We start from the raw sequence: 19,417 nt of genomic DNA on the forward strand, positions 1-19,417 counted from the left end.
GGGCCCGCTTCATTCCTGGCAATGTACCGGCTTCCACCAACCCGGCTCGCTTGGACTACTGCCATAGAACTACTCTCCCGTTCATCGAACAATTGGATGTAATTTTATACTATTATACCCGTTGAATTATAGAAATCAACTCAAACGTGTCAAGAACTACACTTCTTACACCTTATTCTGATAAAATACAGGCTGTAACTTCCTCAATTTAACTTTTGATTGCTCACATCAACATACGAGATCCATGCGAAATTATGATCGTCTGATGCAGGAGAACCGAAGATGCAGTAGACGGTGGAGATGAGGCTTGCTGCTCGTTGTAGCTGAGCAGCATCAAGTCATACATTTTATTTCAACAGGAGGAACAAACGATGAAGTATAAACGGCTCGGCAGCAGCGGGATGAAAGTATCAGGATTAGGGCTTGGTACGAATTCTTTTGGCAAAAGAGCGGATGAAAACGCATCGGCCCGCATTTTACATTACGCCATCGATAGCGGGATTACGTTTGTGGATACGGCAAACATCTATGCGCAGACAGAATCGGAACGGATTATTGGCAATGCCCTTGTAGGGAGACGGCAACAGGTAGTGCTTGCGACCAAAGCAGGATTGGTCAAGGGGCAAGGTCCGAATGATCGTGGTTCCTCCAGATATCATCTTATGCTGGAGTTAGAACAGAGCTTGAAACGATTGCAGACGGATTACGTGGATTTATATCAGATCCATACGTTTGACCCCGAGACACCACTTGAGGAAACGCTGCGTGCTCTTGATGATATGGTTCGCTCAGGCAAGGTGAGGTATATCGGTGCTTCTAACTATGCCGCATGGGAATTGATGAAAGCGATTGGAGTTAGTGAAAAATGGGGTTTGAATCGTTTTGTGTCAACGCAAACGAGTTATTCGTTAGCTGATCGGACACCGGAGCAAGAGCTGGTAGCGTGTTGTCAGGATCAAGGCGTAGGCATTATTCCTTATTTTCCGCTGGCAGGTGGAATTTTGACGGGTAAATATACGTCTTCAGCAGTAGTTCCTGCTGGATCGCGTGCAGAGAAGGACGATCATATTAAACGGTTCATTAACGAGACGACTCTTCCGTTGGTGGAGCATGTACGTTCCTTTGCGTCGGACTTGGGATGCTCTCCAAGCGCGCTGTCCTTGGCGTGGCTGATGCATCAGCAGGCTGTGTCCACCGTTATCGTAGGAGCGACCAGCGTAGAACAATTAGAAGCGAATTGCCGCAGCGTGGAGCTTAACTTGGATAGCAGCACCTTGCAGGCGTTGGACGCGATTAGTGATCATTTTAAGTATGGAAAGCCGTTAGCTGTATACCGTTTACCGAAATGAAGGATGCGATAGTGGTACGATGGTTACCCTTTTGCAAGAGTGCGCCTATCAGTACGATAGCCAGATAAAATGTGCTAATACAAAGAGCATATATCGAACGACACAAAAAGTGTCAATAAATAAAGGGGCTTCTCATGACAGCCCCTCCTTACGAAGTAAAGTAACGATGACTTTTCAGGTGAAATGAAGTATGACAGCCAACTTGACCAGTTCATCATCGCGTGAAGGGATGTGGCATTTATGTCAAAAGCAGATAACATGCTATCTATCCTATGGCTGTTAAAGACTAGACGGCGGATGACAGCGAAGCAGTTGGCAGAGCAGCTTGAGATCCATATTCGTACGGTGTATCGCTATATTGATGCTTTGTGTGCTAGCGGAGTACCGATCGTATCCGACTCGGGTCATCATGGTGGGTACAGCCTGTTGGCTCACTTTCAGGACGCTCCGCTCATGTTTGACAAGGATGAGCAAAAAGCGCTTATCCATGCGGCAAAGTTTGCTATTGAAGCAGGGTATCCACACGGCAATGTATTACAAGGGGCACTCTCGAAGCTGAAGCTGTTCAGCAATGAAGAGCAGGTCCATGCGATGAATCAGTATTCGGATGGTTTGGACGTCATTCATCCTCCTGTCGATGATTCTATTAAGGAGACCCTCCAGGAGTTAGAACTGGCTGGTGCAGATCATGTTGCTGTATCGATTGATTATATGAAAGGTTATGGTACTGCGATTGAGGCACGTCTCCTTGACCTGTATGGTCTCGTGTACTGGAAGAGCAAGTGGTATGCAGTAGGCCACTGCCACCTGCGGGGGGAAATTCGCAGCTTTCGGGTGGATCGGATCAAACAAATCCATCGCACGGAGCTCCAGTATGACAAGCCTAAAGATTTCTCCGCGAAGGCGTTCTTTATGCAGTCGCTCCTGCCGAATTTAGACAATAAGGAACAACTCGTCAGTTTAGTTATTGAGGGCAAGGAACAGGCGCTCGATGACTTGTGCGCGCATTGGCTGCTAGGACATGCGTTGGCTGAACGCTCCAACACTGCTGCTCGCTTCTGCCTTGATGTGCGTACATTAGAGACGCTGCCCTACTTGTTGTTGTCATATGGAGGCACGATTCGTGTCATTGAACCCGATTTTTTTATGGATCAACTTATACAAGTGACGACCCGTATGCTTCATTATTATGAAAGCCAGCGCATGACTGACCGTAGTTGTCAGTAAAGCGAAGGTATAATAAAAGGGCTAGATTCGATGATTAGGAGAGTGAATTGAATGGGGAATGACGCGAGAAAGCTGTACCGTTACCATGTGTGGGCAAATGAAAAGCTAATAAAGCATTTGAAAGCAATACCGGATACGATATGGACTGAGCAAGTGCAAAGCGTGTTTCCGAGCATTCGAGAGACACTTTTGCATATCTACAGTGTAGATCATGTATGGCTGCTAACGATCAGCAATGACACCATTAATATTGACGAGATGATCATCGAGGTTGGCCGATTGCGAACCGAAGCGCAAGCATGGGATATTGAACAATTGGAAGCGCAATTCCACACGTTAGCTGGACGTTACACTGATTTTATGGAGCAGCAGGCTGATCTTGATGAGGCGAAGCAAATTTCGCATCCTCATTACGGGACTTTGGACACTAGCTATTCGGACTTGATTCAGCATGTTGTGAATCATGGCACCTATCACCGTGGAAATGTAACTGCAATGCTGCGGCAGTTGGGACAGGCAGGTACTTCTACTGACTATATACTCTATTTGTACGAATTAGCACATCAGTAGTATCGTGTTGTAACATGCAGCCTGATGTTTATTTCATTTGAATATGCAGCTTCTTCTAAGGAAAGCTGCCATGAAGGCAGGCGTGGCCAAATAGGCTCTCGCCTGTTTGGCATGTCTGTACATGACATATAGGCGATTTTTAGCGCTATTTTTGGTATACTCATATAAATGATAACAATTATCAATTGCGAATGGGATGATCTAGTTGCATGATAGTGTCATCTCCGTGGGCTATAGTGGCTATAAATGAACAAAAGTTAATTAATCATAAGTGTGGTGGACTTCTTGAATAGTAAAGCAGCGAGAACAGACAAACGATCATTTCCGGCACAGGATGTGGACGCTTGGATTATTCGGCTTAGAGATGTAAACATCATTCATCGCAATTGTGAGGATCGGTGGACGCAGCAGTTTACCTTTACTCACATTTTAATTATCGTGCTGTCGGGGACTGGAAAAGTAATGATTGGCGAGCAGGAGCACACGGCAAAGAGCGGCTCCGTATTTGCCTGTCCGCCGGGACAGACTTTTGGAGCATATGTAGCAGCAACAGATACGATTGAGCTTGTAACGATCGCCTATGAAGTGCTAGCAGACGGCGGAATGCCTAGAGAGCCTAAATGTGTTGCTCCTCCGCACGACTTGTTCCCGAATGAAGGGGAGCTAATGTTAAACGCGTCCGTGTCGTGGACGATGTACGGCACTGAACTGCTGCGATGGTTCCAAATGGGGGATGGGCTTGAGCGGTTTCGTGCGCACGCGATGTTTCAAGAAATGTTATATCATATGATGAAACATTTGCGAAATTCCCCTAAAGATAGTTTGACGGCACTTGAAGCAACAAAGCTATATATGGATAACCATTATGATCAAAGTCTATCGATGGATCAACTCGCCCGTATGGCGGATATTAGCGCCAAATACTATGCAGAGCTTTTTAAGAAAATGTATGGCATGAGCGCGCTTGATTATTTGACTTCCGTACGAATGAAGCGGGCCAAGCAGTTGCTTACAAGAGCGGAAATGAAACTCAAAGACGTGGCAGCGCAGGTCGGGTATCAAGACGAGTTTTATTTTAGTCGCAAGTTTAAGCAGCAGGTTGGTGTGGCGCCAACAGTGTATATGAAAAACAGGCAGCGCAAAATAGCGGTATTCGGAGGCATAAGCCTGCTTGGGTATTTGACTCCGCTTCATTTTATTCCTTATGCGGCTCCTCTTCATCCGAAATGGGGCGCTTATTACTATAATACATATCGTAATGATATCCCTGTACATCTTAGTGCTTATCGTTACAACGAATACTGGGAAGACAACGTCGAGAGGCTGCGACAGGCGAAACCGGAAGCGATTCTTTGTTATGACAACTTGGAGACAGAACATAGTGAGAAGCTGCGGGAAATTGCGCCGCTGCTATTCGTGCCGCATCAGTTGCATTGGCGGGAGCAGCTTTTGACCATTGCAGCACATTTGCAGCTGGAAGAAGAAGCCACGCGCTGGTTGCATCAGTATGATCGCCAAGCGAGCAACGCCGCCGCCATTTTGAAGCAGCGAATGGCGGATGCTACTTGTTTGATCGTGCGTATTTTTAAGGATCAATTTCACATTTACAGCAATGAGGCGATGACTGAGGTGTTTTATGGCGATCTTGGCATACAGCCAAGTTGTCCGTTGCAATCGCCAGAGCTGAATGAACCGACTAGCATCAGTCAACTTCAAGCACTTGATCCTGATTACATGTTGGTACTTGTATGTCAGGAGAATGACTCGTTAGCGCACTGGAAAGAAATTCAAGAATCGCCGGAGTGGGGCAAGATCCGAGCAGTGAAATCAAATCGCACGTATCAGATCACGTCTGAGCCGTGGCGAGAGAGCTCTCCGTGGTCGCATGAAAGCATCATTCAACATACGTTAGAGCTGTTTAATGAAAAATGTCCATGACAATTCCGTGATTCGTCCATGTCTCGGATGAGTCAGCTCGTATATAATTCTCATTGATAATGATAATAGTTATCAATTAGATGTGACAAATAGAGAGGGGATATTTAAGCAATGAAGACAAAGAAGGCTATGGGCTGGGCGCTCTTATTAGCACTTGTGCTCGTGATCTCGGCATGTGGTTCCAAAACAGAAAATGCAGCAACTACGGGAACAGATACGAAGGGGGCTGCTGAGCAAACGACTACCGAACAGCCTACAGCAGAAGCAGGTAAAGAAACCGTTACAATTAAGTATTTAGATAAAGAATATACAGTACCTTCCAAAGTGGAGCGTATCGTCATCACAGGTAGTATGGAATCGATGGAAGACGCTGTTGTATTAGGGGTTGAACCTGTCGGCGGCATTACGGTGGGCGGAAAGTTCCCTGAGTTGTTCCAACCCGTAACAGCGAAGACAGAATCAGCTGGTGAGAAAATGCAGCCTAACTTTGAAGCCATTTTGAAAATGAAACCAGATGTTATTCTTGGTTCCACTAAATCACCAGCAGAAGTAGGCGAAAAGCTCGGCAAAATCGCTACGTATATTCCAGTTTCTCATATCGCAACGAACTGGGAAGCTAACCTGAACTTGATGGCTGAGCTGTCAGGCACACAAGCAAAAGCAACTGAAGAATTGGAGAAGTACAAAAAGAGCGTCGAAGAAGCGAAGGCCAAAATTGGCGATAGCTTAAAAGATAAAAAAGTAGTTACAATGCGTGTCCGCGCGGGCAATATTATGATCTATCCGCAAGGTGTATTTTTTAATCCGATTTTGTACACGGATCTTGGCTTAACTCCACCAGCAGAAGTGTTGGCCGCTAAAGCTCAAGAAACAGTTTCTGTTGAGAAGTTCAGTGAAATAAATCCGGACGTAGTCTTTGTTCAATTTTCTGAGTCTGAAAACAAAGACAATCCAAATGCATTAAAGGATCTGGAAAATAACCCAATCTGGAAGAGCATTAATGCTGTTAAGAACAACAAAGTGTTCGTTAACTTGGTAGACCCGCTTGCACAAGGCGGAACAGCACTCAGCAAGATCAAGTTTATTGAGGCTGCGGCAGAAAAGCTGCACCCCTAATTAATGGCAAAGCGAGTAGATAACCTCATGCGTAATTCTAAATCGATACCAGCTATCATACTAATAGCGGCTCCGTTTGCTATCGTTCTGACTATTTTATTGTCAGTGCTGTATGGTGCCAAAAATATCGACGCCAGCACGGTGTGGGAGTCTATCGTGAGATTTGACCCTGATAATGTTAATCACCAAATTATTATGCATTCTCGCTTGCCACGCGTGATTGGAGCGCTCCTAATTGGGGCGTTCCTTGCCATATCTGGGGCTTTAATGCAGGGGATGACTCGCAACTACTTGGCATCACCTTCGATTCTCGGAATTAGCGACGGCTCGGCATTTGTCATCACTTTGATGATGATTATGCTGCCTGGAGCTTCTTCTATGGAAATGATCATTGGCTCATTGATAGGTTCCGCGCTGGGTGTAGGCATCATATTTGGACTGGCGTCCATCATACCAGGAGGTACGTCCCCTGTTCGAATGGCCATTCTAGGTACCATTATCGGGACGTTTCTCAGCAGCGTGTCAGCTGCAATTGCAACGTATTTTCAAATATCACAAAATATTAGCTTTTGGTATAATGCACGTCTAAATCAGATGGACCCTGAGCTTATTCAATTTGCAATTCCGTTTGCTGTTGTAGGTATAGCGCTCGCCGTTATTATCGCGAACTCTATTACGGTGTTGTCCCTTGGGAGTGAGGTGGCGACCAGTCTCGGACAGAAGACTGCACTTATTAAAATGGTAACGATGCTTAGTGTTATTATTCTGACGGGGATAGCTGTAGCGCTTGCTGGTAAGATCGGGTTTGTCGGGCTTATTATTCCACATATTACACGGTTCTTAATTGGCGTCGATTACAAGTGGGTCATTCCTTGCGCAGGCGTTATTGGTGCTGTGTTCTTGGGACTATCTGACGTGTTGAGCAGGTTCTTAAACTATCCGTTTGAAATGCCAGTAGGTGTGGTGACCGCAATTATCGGTGTCCCATTCTTCCTTTACTTAATTCGCAAAAAGGGAGGACGTGAGCATGCCTAGCTTGTTATCGCGCAGCCGGTTTTGGCTTGTTCTAGGGACAGGGATGGCCCTGACATTAATTATGATTTACGTTAGTTTAACAAATGGTGAGTTTGATATGACGGTAACAGATGTGATCAACACACTGCTTCGCCATCATCCTGTGCCCGAGCATGATTTGGTCATTTTTGAATTCCGTCTACCTCGTATCGTCATCGCCGCATTGGTGGGAATCGGGCTTGCTGTAGCAGGAACCGTTATTCAAGGCATTTCACGTAACGGTCTGGCAGACCCCGGTTTGCTTGGTATTAATGCAGGCGCAGGGGCAGCTATCGTCATATTTATGCTCTTGTTTGGGGGTACGCTCAAGGAGGCAGGTTTTGTTTCCGTTATGGCCATGCCGATGTTCGGGTGGGTAGGAGGCGTTTTTTCTGCGCTTATCATCTATGCCCTGTCATGGCGGCATGGCCAACTGGACCCGCAGCGTTTGCTGCTCGTAGGTATTGCGGTAGGCTCTGCATTTGGAGCGATTACGTTGTTTGTGTCGTTAAAGATGAATCCCAATGACTTCGAAATGGCGACAGTATGGCTGACGGGCAGCATCTGGAATGCAAACTGGATGTACATCTTAACCGTACTGCCTTGGTTGATTTTGCTGCTTCCTGTCATTATGGTGAAGTCACGGGAGCTTGATATGTTTATGTTAGGTGACGCGCCATCGAAGAGTCTTGGTGTTCGTTTGGAACGCGATCGCTTTATGCTGCTCTTGTGTAGTGTCGGACTTGTTAGTGCTTGCGTAGCTGTATCGGGCAGCATCGGTTTTGTAGGCTTAATTGCCCCGCATATTGCCAAGCGGCTAGTTGGTGTTGAACATGCACGGGTATTGCCTGTGGCTGGAGTCATTGGCATGCTGCTTGTAGTCGGTTCGGACTTTATCGGAAAGACCGTGTTTTCGCCTGCTGAGCTGCCTGTCGGCATCGTGATTTCTATTGTAGGTGTTCCCTATTTTGTATACTTACTGCTGCGCAGCAAAAAATAACATCGTTGCCGATTGGAGAAGCATCTCCTATAGAAGTGTTTAATTGTTTACAAAGTTTACGAAGAGGTCGGGGTTATCTCCGGCCTCTTTTATGTGCTATGAAAATGAATAGTTGGTCTAATGGTCTGACAGCAGCTTCTTTATATTATGTGATTCCATTGGTCTTATATACAGGATTGAAATTACAATTGAAGGAAGTAGTTGCATGGATGTTATATTCGGTTTATATATAAAATAGACAGAGCAGGAAAAGAAACTAGTTTCGACAAATATCGTATATATTCCATATCAGCAGTCATTTTCCACTTGAAGCATTTTATTATGTTTTGTCTAATCCTAAATATCCGTGATGGAGAGGGGGACAAGCTTATAACGATTTATAAGCGAACGAAGGCTATTTTATTGTTGATGTTTATGTTTACGGGCCTTGCCTTTGCATTCGGAGCAGTCCCTCAAGCGGAAGCTGGTTTCTGGGATTGGGTAACCGGCGTTACAGAGATTCCTTCGGAGGTAGAACAACTTAGATCTAAGTACGACGAAATGGAACAATCGATTATAAAGAGCGAACAACACTATAAAGAGGCAACGGATCGGTTAGCCTCCGATAATGAGAAGCTGCGCGGACAAAATGAGCAGCTGATGCAGCGCATATTGCAGCTTGAGACGAAGGATTTGGAGCAAAGGCAGCAAGTTCGCCGCATAGCAACTGTAGTGATTACAGGAATTGGATTGCTTTTGTTATATTTTGTGTTAACACGTGTGCTGCGTGTCATGGTATGGCAGCGACGGCGTTAGGGATATGGAGGAATGGAATTGCATATTCAGAGTGAAGCGGAGTCGGTCCTTTCCCAAGCAGTGACGATTCGACTGGAAGAAGGAGAGATGCTGAATGTGCTGCATCCAAGGCAAATTATATCGTTCCAGGGCCAATCTTCCCAGCGTGAGGATCGGTTTATGGACATTGCAGGAATGTACCGCAAGCGTAAGCTGATCCAATCCAGACTGAGTGGTCCCGCTCAGTTTATGCTAGGTCTTCCTGCTGGCTTCTGTATGCAAACGATTCCGATTACAGCGGGCTCGGATCTGTTGTTTGAATGGAAGCATATTTTGTTCTACACGGAAGGTATGCGAGTTGAGCGCAAAGTCCAAACCTTCAAAAACGCGGTCATAACAAGGGAACTCGTTAAAATGAAATTTTCAGCAGAAGACGGTCTGTTAGGTATCGTGTCCAATGGCCCCCTTCATCCAATGAAGCTGGACTCGGAACGGCCAACTTTTGTTGATATCGGGAGCTTGGTTGCCTATCCTGAAAATGCAACGTTGAAGCCCTGTGTATATGGGAACTCGATCGCGAGCCAGCATATGAACTACCACTGGGAAATGACCGGACAAGGTTATGTACTGCTGCAAACGGGACGAAATGATGGTCAACTGGAGCGGGATATTGAAGGCGACGGCTTTGTCCGGCGTGTGTTAAGAGAAGTCATTCCATTTGGCGGTGTTCTTATTAGGTAGAGGTCGATAGTCATTGTCTCGGGAAAATATGTAAATTGGCACATGGTGTAACGATGAAGCCCCTTCCATAACGACTGTAACTATCGGTCATTATGGAAGGGGCTGTATGATGTGATCGACGGGGAGTTGAGTCCGACAAGCACAGACGTAGCTCACAACTGTTGCTTATCGTTGCAGGCGAAGCTGCTCAAACATAGAGATTCTGAATAGAGCATCTTCCAATCCGTCCGCGCTGTCCTCTACAAACCACCATGCAGATAATACACTATGGGCATAAGCCCAATCCAATAAGCGATCGCGATTTAAGTTAAGCTCCTTACAGAATAGGGATACTCGCCGCTCTGTAACGGCGATCGCTTTCTCTAAAGTAGCTGGAATCTCGTTTAACAAAAATGGAATGACTTCGTATTCCGCCTCGCCGATCACCCCTTTCGGGTCGATGGCGAGCCAAGATTCACGACGGGAAGCTAATATATTCCCGTGATGAAGATCCCCGTGCAGCAGCGTCCACTCTTGAGTGGACGAAAGCAGCTCCGCGTAGCAGCGCTCGGCTTGCTGCACGGCATGCTCCGGCAGCGGACCCGTGCTGCCGTTATACATCTGGCGCAGCTTGGTAAGCCCCTGCGCCCAATCCGCTACGCTGGGAAAGGGGGATATCGTCCCCTTATCCCAGCGTTTGTTTTTGTGCAGCCGTCGAATGACGGCCGCCGCCGTTCGGGTTGCGACTTCGTCATCCCGAACGGTGCTCAGCTCTTGCCCAGGCGCGGCACGCTCTAGCAGAAGCGCGCCTTGTTCTGCATCAGACGCGACAAGCCTAATCGCGCCCTGACCGTCATAATAGTTGAGCGCAGCAAGCTCACTGCGCAGTTCCTGACCAGGAAGGCTCAGCTTGAACACAAGCGCCGTACCATCCGCATGTTCAGCAGGTGCAACATAATTGTAAGAGAGCGTAAAAGGGGGTCCAACCTTTATTTTCCATTCGGCTTCATAGTGTGCAATTACTGTCGATAGCTCTGACAACCATTGCGCCCCTTGTTGATCATATATGGCAAGGATGGTTTGTCTCCATTGCTCAGGAATGGGCCTCATTTAGACGTTCACGCCCCTCTTCTTGTTATTACAGCATACATTCCCCTCTATGCGCTCAGAAGCTCGAGTGATAGGCGTTATTGACCGATAGAGATGGTCGAAGCAGAGGAACGGTCATCTGGTGGCTTGAGCAAATCAATCCGTTCACGGGCCTCAGCGGCCATATCCGTAATAATGCCGTCAACACCGAGTGTGTAAAAATGCTCAACAGATTCCACGTCGTTGACTGTCCAGACATAGATCGGCTTATGAGCTAGCTTTGCGGATGCAATCCGTCTGGCATTTACAAACGTTTCCTCCACAACAAAGAAATCACATGCGAATCGATTCAAGTCAGCAAAGGTAGCAAAAATAATATATCCTACCTTGAGCTGTGGATCTAACGCTTTAAGCTGCGTGACGAGGTCGTAATCAAGGCTCTGGAGGATAACTTGAGATGCGACTTCATGCCTGCGCAACGTATCAACAACAGTTGCTACATAAGTCGGGGTCTCCTTACCGTGTGTCTTGAGCTCAATATTAAGCTTGATCCGTCCTTTCGTCTGTTCAATGACCTCGTCAAGAGAGGATATTCGAGCACCATCACCATCTTGCTTGAGCGTGATCTGCTGGAGTTCCGCTAACGTAAGGTCGTATACATTTACATTTCGTCCGGACAGCCGCTTTAGATTAATATCATGAATAACGGCAAGCTTCTCATCTTTGGTTTGTAAAATGTCGAGTTCGATATAGTCCGCGTTTGCCCGAATAGCTCCCTCAAAGGCAGCGGATGTATTTTCGATACCCGAGCGTACGTCTCCACGGTGGGCCATAATGACAAAGTCATCTTTTGCCTCTCCCCAGTCGGTCAGCGTTGCTGTAATCCCCCATCCTACTGTCAATAGCAGCAGCATGCTAAACGTTGCAAATTTACGACGATGCCGATGTATAAAGGTACGATTTTGCACGTTTCGCCGTTCCCACTGCACCGAGGCATCCAGTCCGTCAATATGGACGTTAACATCGTACGGATTCGCAAATTTGACATACAAGCAGGTTAAATTGGTCATAAACAGCGGGGTCCACACCAATGACAAAGCATACACCCCGACACTAATAATAAAACCGAAAGCCAATTCGTTAGCCCACTCCTCAGAAATGAAGCTAAACAAAACGATAATACCGATCAGCAGCAAAAATACGATTATAATTCCAATAATGCCTATGACTAGCCATTCCAGCATCGTCAGAAGCAGCGTCCATTTGCTGCGCCAGAACATACGGCTGCTCTTCTTGAATGTCGTCCAGAAACGTCCGTTGTGTTCCAACACTAAAATAGGCAGCGCATACGTGCACAGTAAATTAAACAGCAATACGATAGTTAGAAATACCCCAAGAACGGCAAGTCCCCATAAGCTTTTCATGAGTTCGCCAGTAACAAAGTTGGGTACTCTAATGCTTGGCAGCAGTGATGCGCCGAAACCGATATCAAGCAGTGGAAACAGTAGGAGCAAATATACGGCTGCACCGATACTACCAATACCAAGCAGTCTGGGCAATCGAGATATGACTTGGAGTAAGACCGAACGAATACGAGCGCGCTGCCCTTGTATACCGTAATAAGCGATATAAATAAGAACTGCAAATTCGGTATAGATAATCATAAAAGCGAGGGGCGCGATCACAATTAAACTTAACAGCCCGTAGCGGCTGAATACAAACCGAAGCAGATCATGATTAGCCGCCGCCTGGAAGCCACCGAGATCTAATATTTGATTAAAAATGATCGATAAAAAGGGGACAAACAGCCCAACCGTCAGCAGCTTGTAAGCAAGCTCAAACATAATAAAAGAGCGGCCCGCATGTTTCCATACATAAAACAATTGTCGTGTCATTTGGAACCGAGGACGTTTGTTTTTGTTGCGTAATCTAGCCATGAATAAATACAGTCCCTCATTATTTTAATTTCTGCACACTAACTTCATTATAAACTTAATCGTCAAAAATGCCAAAAAATGTGCAAAAGTGAACAGTTGAGTTGACTTATTTCAATAACTATTATATACTTACTTACGAAAAGTAACTTATTTGGTTTACACCTTTAATATGGATTGTGCATCCTGAAGGAGAAGGGACTTAGCTTCAGCCTTTCAAACGGGATCAACATAACGATATAGCTGCTACTAAAAGGAGGCACCCTCTGATGACAACATCTATCCACCCCCAAGTAAGGATTGGCCACGTGCACTTACTTGTTGCTAACTTGGACAACATGACACGTTTTTACCGAGATGTGATTGGTTTTAAAGTTACTGAACAACAAGCCCAAAAGGTCACCTTTACTGCTGATGGCCACACGCCTTTGCTAGTGCTGGAGCAGCGTGAGGGCCTTAGTTTAATGCCACAGCGGACGACAGGGCTGTACCATTTTGCCATATTACTGCCGGATCGTGCAGATTTGGCACGTGCACTATTGCACTTGGCGGAGCAGAAGGTCCCTACGCAGGGGGCCTCAGATCATGGCTTCAGCGAAGCTTTATATTTAAACGATCCTGAAGGAAACGGCATTGAAATTTATGCGGATCGTCCTCGTTCAGAATGGGAGGGCAGAGTGGAGCAGGTAGGCACGACTGGAGCACTTCAAGTAGAAGACCTGCTCCGAGCTGCGGCAGGAAACGAGTCATGGCTTGGCTTACCAGAACAGACGATTATTGGCCATATTCACCTACACGTTGGCGACTTGAAGGAAGCAAACCAGTTCTTCGTTGGGCAGTTAGGATTTAAAATAGAGATGAGTATGGCTGATCACGCGCTGTTTATTGCTGCTGGCGGGTATCATCATCATATTGGCTTAAATACTTGGGCAGGATCGGAACGACCACCTGCAAATAGCACGGGCTTGTATTTGTATTCGTTATTGTTCCCTGATTCAGCAGTGCTGAATGAGACGATCGCTAGGCTGCGGCAGCTTGATATTATGGTAGATACATCCACTGTGCATCCGACTATAATCGATACTACGGGCAGCCGCATCGAACTTCGAACAACGTAAATACATCACATAATGAAATACAGCGACAGCACTAACACCTTGCCGAATTGTAAATGGGAAGCTCATTTATGATTACAGGCAAGGTGTTTTTGTGTATAAAAGACATAACTTATACATAAACGAGGATATTGAATGGAAGGTAGTTGAATGAAGAGGTAGCAGAGTGGGTTAACCACTGAAATTGCAGCTCCACAACTCGTATATATAAGTGTTGACAAACATGTATATACGAGTTAATATGTCCTTGTAAGCGGTAACAGCAGGCTGTTGCCACAAGCGGGTAATGGAAGAGGAGATGACATCAATGGGGAAAAATTACCGTGAGACGGCTGAGCAAGTCATAGAGTATCTTGGTGGCAAAGACAACATTGAACAAGCTGCGCATTGTGTAACACGGCTGCGGATTGCACTTAAAGACGAGTCGCAAATTCAATTGGAACAATTGCAATCGGTTTCACTGGTGAAGGGTGCATTTATGAATGCCGGCGTCTTCCAAGTCGTCATTGGGCCTGTCGAGGTGGAGCGTGTGTATGCGGAATTAATCGCACTCACACAGATGAAGTCAGCTACAGTAGCAGACGTGAAAGAAATGGGCTCTAAGAAACTGAACCCGCTCCAGAAGCTAGTCAAAATATTTTCTGACGTGTTTATGCCTATTTTACCGGCCATTATTACAGCGGGCCTCCTGATGGGACTAAATAACTTGATTGGTGCCAAGGATCTCTTCTTTGCAGGTAAAAACTTGCTTGAGGTGTATCCGAATTTACAAGGGGTATGGGACCTCATTAATATGATGGCGAATACGTCTTTTGTATTTTTGCCAGCTCTGGTCGGATGGTCTGCAACCAAACGGTTCGGCGGCAGCGAGATTTTGGGGATCGTGCTCGGATTGCTGCTCGTTCATCCCGATTTACTTAATGCATGGAACTATGGTCAGGCAGCGGCAGGTTTAGATGGAGCTAAATTGCCCTATTTCGATATTTTAGGATGGTTTTCTATTGAAAAAGTAGGTTATCAGGGACAAATATTGCCGATTTTAGTAGCGGCTTATGTATTAAGTAAAGTAGAACTGTGGTTAAAGAAACGTGTACCAAGCGCAATTCAATTGCTAGTCGTACCGATTACTTCAATTGTGGTGACAGGCGTGCTCGCCCTTGGAATTATCGGCCCTGTAACAAGACATATTGGTAACTTGCTTGCAGACGGAATCGTATACGTATTTGATTTTGCACCCGTGCTAGGCGCCTTGCTGTTCGGGGCACTGTATGCACCGCTAGTTATAACGGGAATGCATCATATGTTTATTGCGATTGACCTTCAATTGATTACACAAAATGGCGGTACCTTTATTTGGCCGATGATTGCCCTTTCTAATATTGCACAGGGCAGCGCTGCACTGGCTATGTTTTGGATCGCGAAAAAGCAAAATGACAAGAGCATGGCGTCAACGTCCGCTTTGTCCGCTTACTTTGGCATCACGGAGCCAGCCATGTTTGGGGTCAACTTGTCAAATAAGTACCCGTTTTATGCGGCTATTATCGGATCAGCGACAGCTGCCATATTTATTACGTTAAATGATGTACTTGCACCTGCAATCGGGGTTGGCGGTTTGCCGGCATTTATCTCGATTATGCCTCAATCGATGGCCAGCTTCTTTGTTGGTATGGTGATTGCCGTTGTAATCCCAGTCGTCATGACCTTTGTACTGTCACGTTCCAAACGATTAAACAATAAGGCATAATAATTGTTCTGTTACGTTATAGGCTGTCCCGAAAGTGTCGCAGGACATGAGGGATAGCCCCTTTTGTTAGAGGGATAGTGCTACAAGTTGGTGCATGTCAGTTGGACAACACATGTTTACGTTAGTTATATGCGTTAGCGTATATGGGTTATAGGTATATTAATTTGAACCGTTACAACTAGAACAACAACAAATAGAGATAGGTCGGAATGTGAGGGGAGACCTGAGCGTCTTCGACAATTGGATAAGTATAGAGATAGGAGTGACCGGATATGGATTACACGCAGGGAGCGAAACCAATACTGTCAACGGACCGTGTAGCAGGTTCTGATCATGAGAAGGCGTTGGTGATGGATGATTGGCGCAAGTCGGTGGTGTATCAAATCTACCCCAAGAGTTTTAAGAGCAGCAGCGGGAGAGCAACGGGCGATTTAAACGGTGTGACGATGAAGCTTGACTACTTAAAACAGCTTGGCGTGGATTATATATGGCTGACGCCGATATACAAATCGCCACAGCGGGACAATGGATATGATGTCAGCGACTATTTTACGATTGATGAGAGCTACGGCACGATGGAGGATTTTGAACGCTTGGTGGCAGAGGCGGCGCAGCGCGGTATTCGAATTATGCTTGATATTGTTGTGAATCACACGTCTACGGATCACCCTTGGTTCCGTGAAGCGATTTCAAATCAGGCGGGGCCGTATCGCGAATACTACATCTGGCAGGATAAGCCCAATCAATGGCTGTCCAAGTTCGGAGGCTCGGCATGGGCAAAAGACGAAGTCTCAGGTCAGCACTATTTGCACTTATTTGATACAACACAAGCGGACCTAAATTGGGAAAATGAAGCGCTTCGCCGTGAGGTGTATGACATGATGCGCTTTTGGGTGAAAAAGGGTGTGACAGGCTTTCGTCTGGACGTTATTAATCTCATTTCCAAGGATCAGGCATTTCCAGATGATATCGGCATAAACGGAGTGGCTGGAGATGGACGCAAGTATTATACGGATGGACCACGTGTACACGAATATTTACAGGAAATGAACCGTGAGGTGTTTGCCGGTAAGGACCTTATAACCGTCGGAGAGATGTCCTCCACCTCTATTGATAACTGTATTAAATACTCAAATCCTGCACGCGGAGAACTCTCGATGACGTTTAGCTTCCACCATCTAAAGGTGGATTACCCAAATGGAGAAAAGTGGTCGCAGGCTGCGTTTGATTTTGAACAGTTAAAGCAAATTATGTCCGAGTGGCAGGAAGGCATGTATGCAGGTGGAGGATGGAATGCGCTGTTCTGGTGTAATCATGACCAGCCGCGTATCGTATCCCGCTTTGGCGAAGATGGCGAATATCGGGAGCTGTCAGCCAAGATGCTGGCTACTTCGCTGCACATGTTGCAGGGCACACCTTATATTTATCAAGGAGAAGAGATTGGCATGACCAATCCGAAGTTCGAGTGCATCGAGGATTATCGTGATGTAGAGACGTTAAATATATATGAGCTCAAGCGTAAAGAGGGGATGCCACTACATGAATTGATGGCCGCCATTCAGCAGAAGTCGCGTGACAACTCTCGTACCCCTATGCAGTGGGACGATTCAGCGTATGCGGGTTTCTCTGAGCATGAGCCGTGGATTCAAGCTGCGTCAAATTATAAAGAGGTAAACGTGAAAAATGCACTCTCACAGCCTAATTCTGTGTTCTATTATTATCAGAAGCTCATTCAACTGCGCCATGAGATGCCGGTCATTACATTTGGGAAATACGAACGTCTGGACCAGAACGACAAGCAAGTATGGGCGTATGCAAGAGTGATGGAGCACGAAGCGCTGATTGTGCTTAACAACTACTACGGCAAGGCAGCTTCTTTTGCGCTGCATGAAGAGGTACAGAACGTGTATGAGGGATGGAACTGTAAATTGCTGCTAAGCAATTACGAACATACGGCAGCAGCACCAGAAGCAGAGGCTTCATGCTTTGAATCTATCCAATTAAGACCTTATGAATCGATCGTATATTATCTTAAAAAATAACGGTGCAGATGATTCGGACGGTAGGAGTATGATACGATAGTTCCAACCAGAACGTTGGCAGGAACGAGGGATAGCGTCGTGAGCAAGTACGAACATATTATGGATGAAATTATTCAGCATATCGAGCATGGTAAATGGAAAGATGGTGTCAAAATTCCATCGGAGACGGAATTGATGGAGGGTTATGCGGCGAGTCGCGGTACAGTGCGCAAAGCAGTGGATCTGCTTCAGGAGCGCGGCTACGTTCAGAAGATACACGGCAAAGGGGTTTATGTTACTCGTAAGAAAAATATCGAGCTTAGCTTTGGCGGAATTGTCAGCTTCAAGGAAGCAAATGAAAGGCTAAAGCGGGGCTTTACGACTCATGTAAAAGAGATGTTACATCTGAAGGCGGATCGGGAGACAGCCAAGCTGCTTGGCGTGAAAGCAAAAACAGATTTGCATTTGATCAAACGTGTTAGACGGACGGAAAATGAAAATGTCATATTAGACATCAATTATTTTGTGACCGATATAATTACGGAATTAACTAAAGAGATTGCAGAGGACTCTATTTATGCGTACATTGAACAGCAGCTTCAACTGCAAATCAGCTATGCGCATCGTGTCATAGAGGTTCAGCCGTGTGGGGAAGATGATCGTCGTTATTTGGATTTGAATGGTACAGACTATGTTGTAGTCGTCAAGAACTTTACGTATTTATACGATGGCACACAGTTTGAATATACGGAATCACGTCATCGTCTGGACAAGTTTTATTTTTCTGATGTGGCACGCAGAATGTAGGCTGCGAGTTATACGAACAACAGCCTGCTATTCATTGACTACAATGAATAGCAGGCTGCCTTTATAAATATTGGATTATCCGGTTTGTATATAAAGACGATTGTGGAAGGGATCAGAAGGCATTATAGCTGACATACTCCCCGACAGGCTTGCGGTATCCACGTAGTCTGCGGCTGGTTGTGTCCTCTTTTCCGATCGTAATCAACATGACTGGCACATGGGTATCAGGTACATTTAGAATGGAGCACACAAGTTCAGGATCAAAGCCGATCATCGGGCAAGTATCCCAGCCCTTGTCCTTGGCAATAAGCATGAGCTGCATGGCCGATAGGCTTGCATTTCGAATAGCATCTTCACGCTGGAACGTCTCGCCTCTTTGCTCATAGAATTGTGTTGTGTTCTGAACATTCATATCGTACTCTTGCTTTGTCCATATGCCAAGATGCAGCATGCCTTCATAAATGCTGGCGGCTTGCTTGTGTGCTTGCGTGTCGCCAAGCACGAGAATTGCAGCTGAAGCCGTTTTGACTTTGTACTGTTTGTTGGCGGCTTCATATATTTGATCCAGCTTCTCGCGGTCTGTAATGGCAATGTAACGAGTATGCTGTAGGTTAAAGGCAGAGGGTGCATACTTGGTTAATGAAAAAATGTCTTCAAAATCTTGCTTGCTCATTTCAATATCGGTCTTGAATTTATTGGCGGAACGGCGATCCTTGACGATAGTTTCAAATGTATGCATAGGGCAAACTCCTTAATATGTATATTTTCGATTACAAGAAGTAGATTAGTTACAGTATATCATATAAACTATAAAAAAGTAAGTAGTTAAATAAAATTCACTAAGTTGTTACATTAATTGAACATAGCCTCGTTAATAGGGGAAAATTCCTTACTTTTCTTGTATTTTTAAATCGATCTGAGCTATAATCGTAAGGGTGTTTTAAATTACATATATTCTAT

16 protein-coding genes and 1 other annotated feature (1 of these 17 cut by a window edge) are annotated in these 19,417 nt (G+C 45.7%); of the genes, 13 read left to right on the plus strand and 3 right to left on the minus strand.

The genetic code is table 11. From position 1 onward, the window contains the following. Positions 1-94 (minus strand) — a binding site (T-box leader) (it extends 130 nt beyond the left edge of the window). A gap of 277 nt (positions 95-371) precedes the next feature. The 9 genes from H509_RS0114380 (at position 372) to H509_RS0114420 (ending at position 9,768) form a co-directional block, all read left to right on the plus strand. Next, positions 372-1,349 (plus strand): aldo/keto reductase, encoded by a 978-nt coding sequence (locus H509_RS0114380; RefSeq protein WP_028545701.1) that lies wholly within the window; start codon positions 372-374, stop codon positions 1,347-1,349. 240 nt (positions 1,350-1,589) lie between these two features. Next, a complete protein-coding gene (locus H509_RS0114385) occupies positions 1,590-2,576 on the plus strand; it encodes a helix-turn-helix transcriptional regulator (protein WP_028545702.1) in 987 nt (328 codons plus the stop codon). A 51-nt stretch (positions 2,577-2,627) separates the two neighbouring features. Then, positions 2,628-3,146 (plus strand): DinB family protein, encoded by a 519-nt coding sequence (locus tag H509_RS0114390; protein ID WP_028545703.1) that lies wholly within the window; start codon positions 2,628-2,630, stop codon positions 3,144-3,146. 285 nt (positions 3,147-3,431) lie between these two features. Then, positions 3,432-5,084 (plus strand): ABC transporter substrate-binding protein, encoded by a 1,653-nt coding sequence (locus H509_RS25405; RefSeq protein WP_051287171.1) that lies wholly within the window; start codon positions 3,432-3,434, stop codon positions 5,082-5,084. Positions 5,085-5,195: 111 nt separating this feature from the next. Beyond that, positions 5,196-6,200, plus strand: a complete 1,005-nt coding sequence (locus H509_RS0114400; protein ID WP_028545704.1) for an ABC transporter substrate-binding protein — start codon at positions 5,196-5,198, stop codon at positions 6,198-6,200. Positions 6,201-6,227: 27 nt separating this feature from the next. Continuing rightward, a complete protein-coding gene (locus H509_RS0114405) occupies positions 6,228-7,235 on the plus strand; it encodes a FecCD family ABC transporter permease (protein ID WP_028545705.1) in 1,008 nt (335 codons plus the stop codon). Next, complete coding sequence (locus H509_RS0114410) at positions 7,228-8,253, plus strand: FecCD family ABC transporter permease (RefSeq protein WP_036697550.1); 1,026 nt, start codon at positions 7,228-7,230, stop codon at positions 8,251-8,253. Before H509_RS0114405 ends, H509_RS0114410 begins: the two co-directional genes overlap by 8 nt. Positions 8,254-8,559: 306 nt before the next feature. Further along, positions 8,560-9,048, plus strand: a complete 489-nt coding sequence (locus tag H509_RS0114415; protein ID WP_211234340.1) for a coiled-coil domain-containing protein — start codon at positions 8,560-8,562, stop codon at positions 9,046-9,048. A 12-nt stretch (positions 9,049-9,060) separates the two neighbouring features. Continuing rightward, on the plus strand, positions 9,061-9,768 hold the full coding sequence (locus H509_RS0114420; RefSeq protein ID WP_028545708.1) for an AIM24 family protein: 708 nt from the start codon (positions 9,061-9,063) through the stop codon (positions 9,766-9,768). Positions 9,769-9,933: 165 nt separating this feature from the next. Here H509_RS0114420 and H509_RS0114425 read toward each other — a convergent pair whose 3' ends face one another. Further along, positions 9,934-10,857: an aminoglycoside phosphotransferase family protein gene (locus H509_RS0114425; RefSeq protein WP_028545709.1), complete on the minus strand. Its 924-nt coding sequence runs from the start codon at positions 10,855-10,857 to the stop codon at positions 9,934-9,936. A 77-nt stretch (positions 10,858-10,934) separates the two neighbouring features. Next, positions 10,935-12,773: a glycerophosphodiester phosphodiesterase gene (locus H509_RS25410; RefSeq protein ID WP_051287173.1), complete on the minus strand. Its 1,839-nt coding sequence runs from the start codon at positions 12,771-12,773 to the stop codon at positions 10,935-10,937. Between the two features lie 266 nt (positions 12,774-13,039). On the opposite strand from H509_RS25410, the gene H509_RS25415 reads away from it, so the two are divergent. The 4 genes from H509_RS25415 (at position 13,040) to treR (ending at position 18,457) form a co-directional block, all read left to right on the plus strand. Next, positions 13,040-13,888: a VOC family protein gene (locus tag H509_RS25415; protein WP_036697553.1), complete on the plus strand. Its 849-nt coding sequence runs from the start codon at positions 13,040-13,042 to the stop codon at positions 13,886-13,888. A gap of 304 nt (positions 13,889-14,192) precedes the next feature. After that, positions 14,193-15,629, plus strand: coding sequence for a PTS system trehalose-specific EIIBC component (gene treP, locus H509_RS0114440; RefSeq protein WP_028545710.1), 1,437 nt, complete (start codon positions 14,193-14,195; stop codon positions 15,627-15,629). Positions 15,630-15,979: 350 nt separating this feature from the next. Further along, positions 15,980-17,671, plus strand: coding sequence for an alpha,alpha-phosphotrehalase (gene treC / locus H509_RS0114445; protein ID WP_028545711.1), 1,692 nt, complete (start codon positions 15,980-15,982; stop codon positions 17,669-17,671). A gap of 54 nt (positions 17,672-17,725) precedes the next feature. Continuing rightward, positions 17,726-18,457, plus strand: coding sequence for a trehalose operon repressor (gene treR, locus H509_RS0114450; protein ID WP_425414234.1), 732 nt, complete (start codon positions 17,726-17,728; stop codon positions 18,455-18,457). A gap of 112 nt (positions 18,458-18,569) precedes the next feature. Here treR and H509_RS0114455 read toward each other — a convergent pair whose 3' ends face one another. Next, positions 18,570-19,196, minus strand: a complete 627-nt coding sequence (locus H509_RS0114455; RefSeq protein WP_028545713.1) for a nitroreductase family protein — start codon at positions 19,194-19,196, stop codon at positions 18,570-18,572. Between the last annotated feature and the right edge of the window lie 221 nt (positions 19,197-19,417).

It is taken from the genome of Paenibacillus taiwanensis DSM 18679 (assembly GCF_000425125.1).
Taxonomy (GTDB): Bacteria; Bacillota; Bacilli; order Paenibacillales; family Paenibacillaceae; genus Paenibacillus_B; species Paenibacillus_B taiwanensis.

Excerpts from the sequence above, each read along its gene's own strand:
- H509_RS0114380 (WP_028545701.1), top strand. The coding sequence starts at position 372 with ATGAAGTATAAACGGCTCGGCAGCAGCGGGATGAAAGTATCAGGATTA.
- H509_RS0114385 (WP_028545702.1), top strand. The coding sequence starts at position 1,590 with ATGTCAAAAGCAGATAACATGCTATCTATCCTATGGCTGTTAAAGACT.
- H509_RS0114390 (WP_028545703.1), top strand. The coding sequence starts at position 2,628 with ATGGGGAATGACGCGAGAAAGCTGTACCGTTACCATGTGTGGGCAAAT.
- H509_RS0114400 (WP_028545704.1), top strand. The coding sequence starts at position 5,196 with ATGAAGACAAAGAAGGCTATGGGCTGGGCGCTCTTATTAGCACTTGTG.
- H509_RS0114405 (WP_028545705.1), top strand. The coding sequence starts at position 6,228 with ATGCGTAATTCTAAATCGATACCAGCTATCATACTAATAGCGGCTCCG.
- H509_RS0114410 (WP_036697550.1), top strand. The coding sequence starts at position 7,228 with ATGCCTAGCTTGTTATCGCGCAGCCGGTTTTGGCTTGTTCTAGGGACA.
- H509_RS0114420 (WP_028545708.1), top strand. The coding sequence starts at position 9,061 with ATGGAATTGCATATTCAGAGTGAAGCGGAGTCGGTCCTTTCCCAAGCA.
- H509_RS0114425 (WP_028545709.1), bottom strand. The coding sequence starts at position 10,857 with ATGAGGCCCATTCCTGAGCAATGGAGACAAACCATCCTTGCCATATAT.
- H509_RS25410 (WP_051287173.1), bottom strand. The coding sequence starts at position 12,773 with ATGGCTAGATTACGCAACAAAAACAAACGTCCTCGGTTCCAAATGACA.
- H509_RS25415 (WP_036697553.1), top strand. The coding sequence starts at position 13,040 with ATGACAACATCTATCCACCCCCAAGTAAGGATTGGCCACGTGCACTTA.
- treP (WP_028545710.1), top strand. The coding sequence starts at position 14,193 with ATGGGGAAAAATTACCGTGAGACGGCTGAGCAAGTCATAGAGTATCTT.
- treC (WP_028545711.1), top strand. The coding sequence starts at position 15,980 with ATGGATGATTGGCGCAAGTCGGTGGTGTATCAAATCTACCCCAAGAGT.
- H509_RS0114455 (WP_028545713.1), bottom strand. The coding sequence starts at position 19,196 with ATGCATACATTTGAAACTATCGTCAAGGATCGCCGTTCCGCCAATAAA.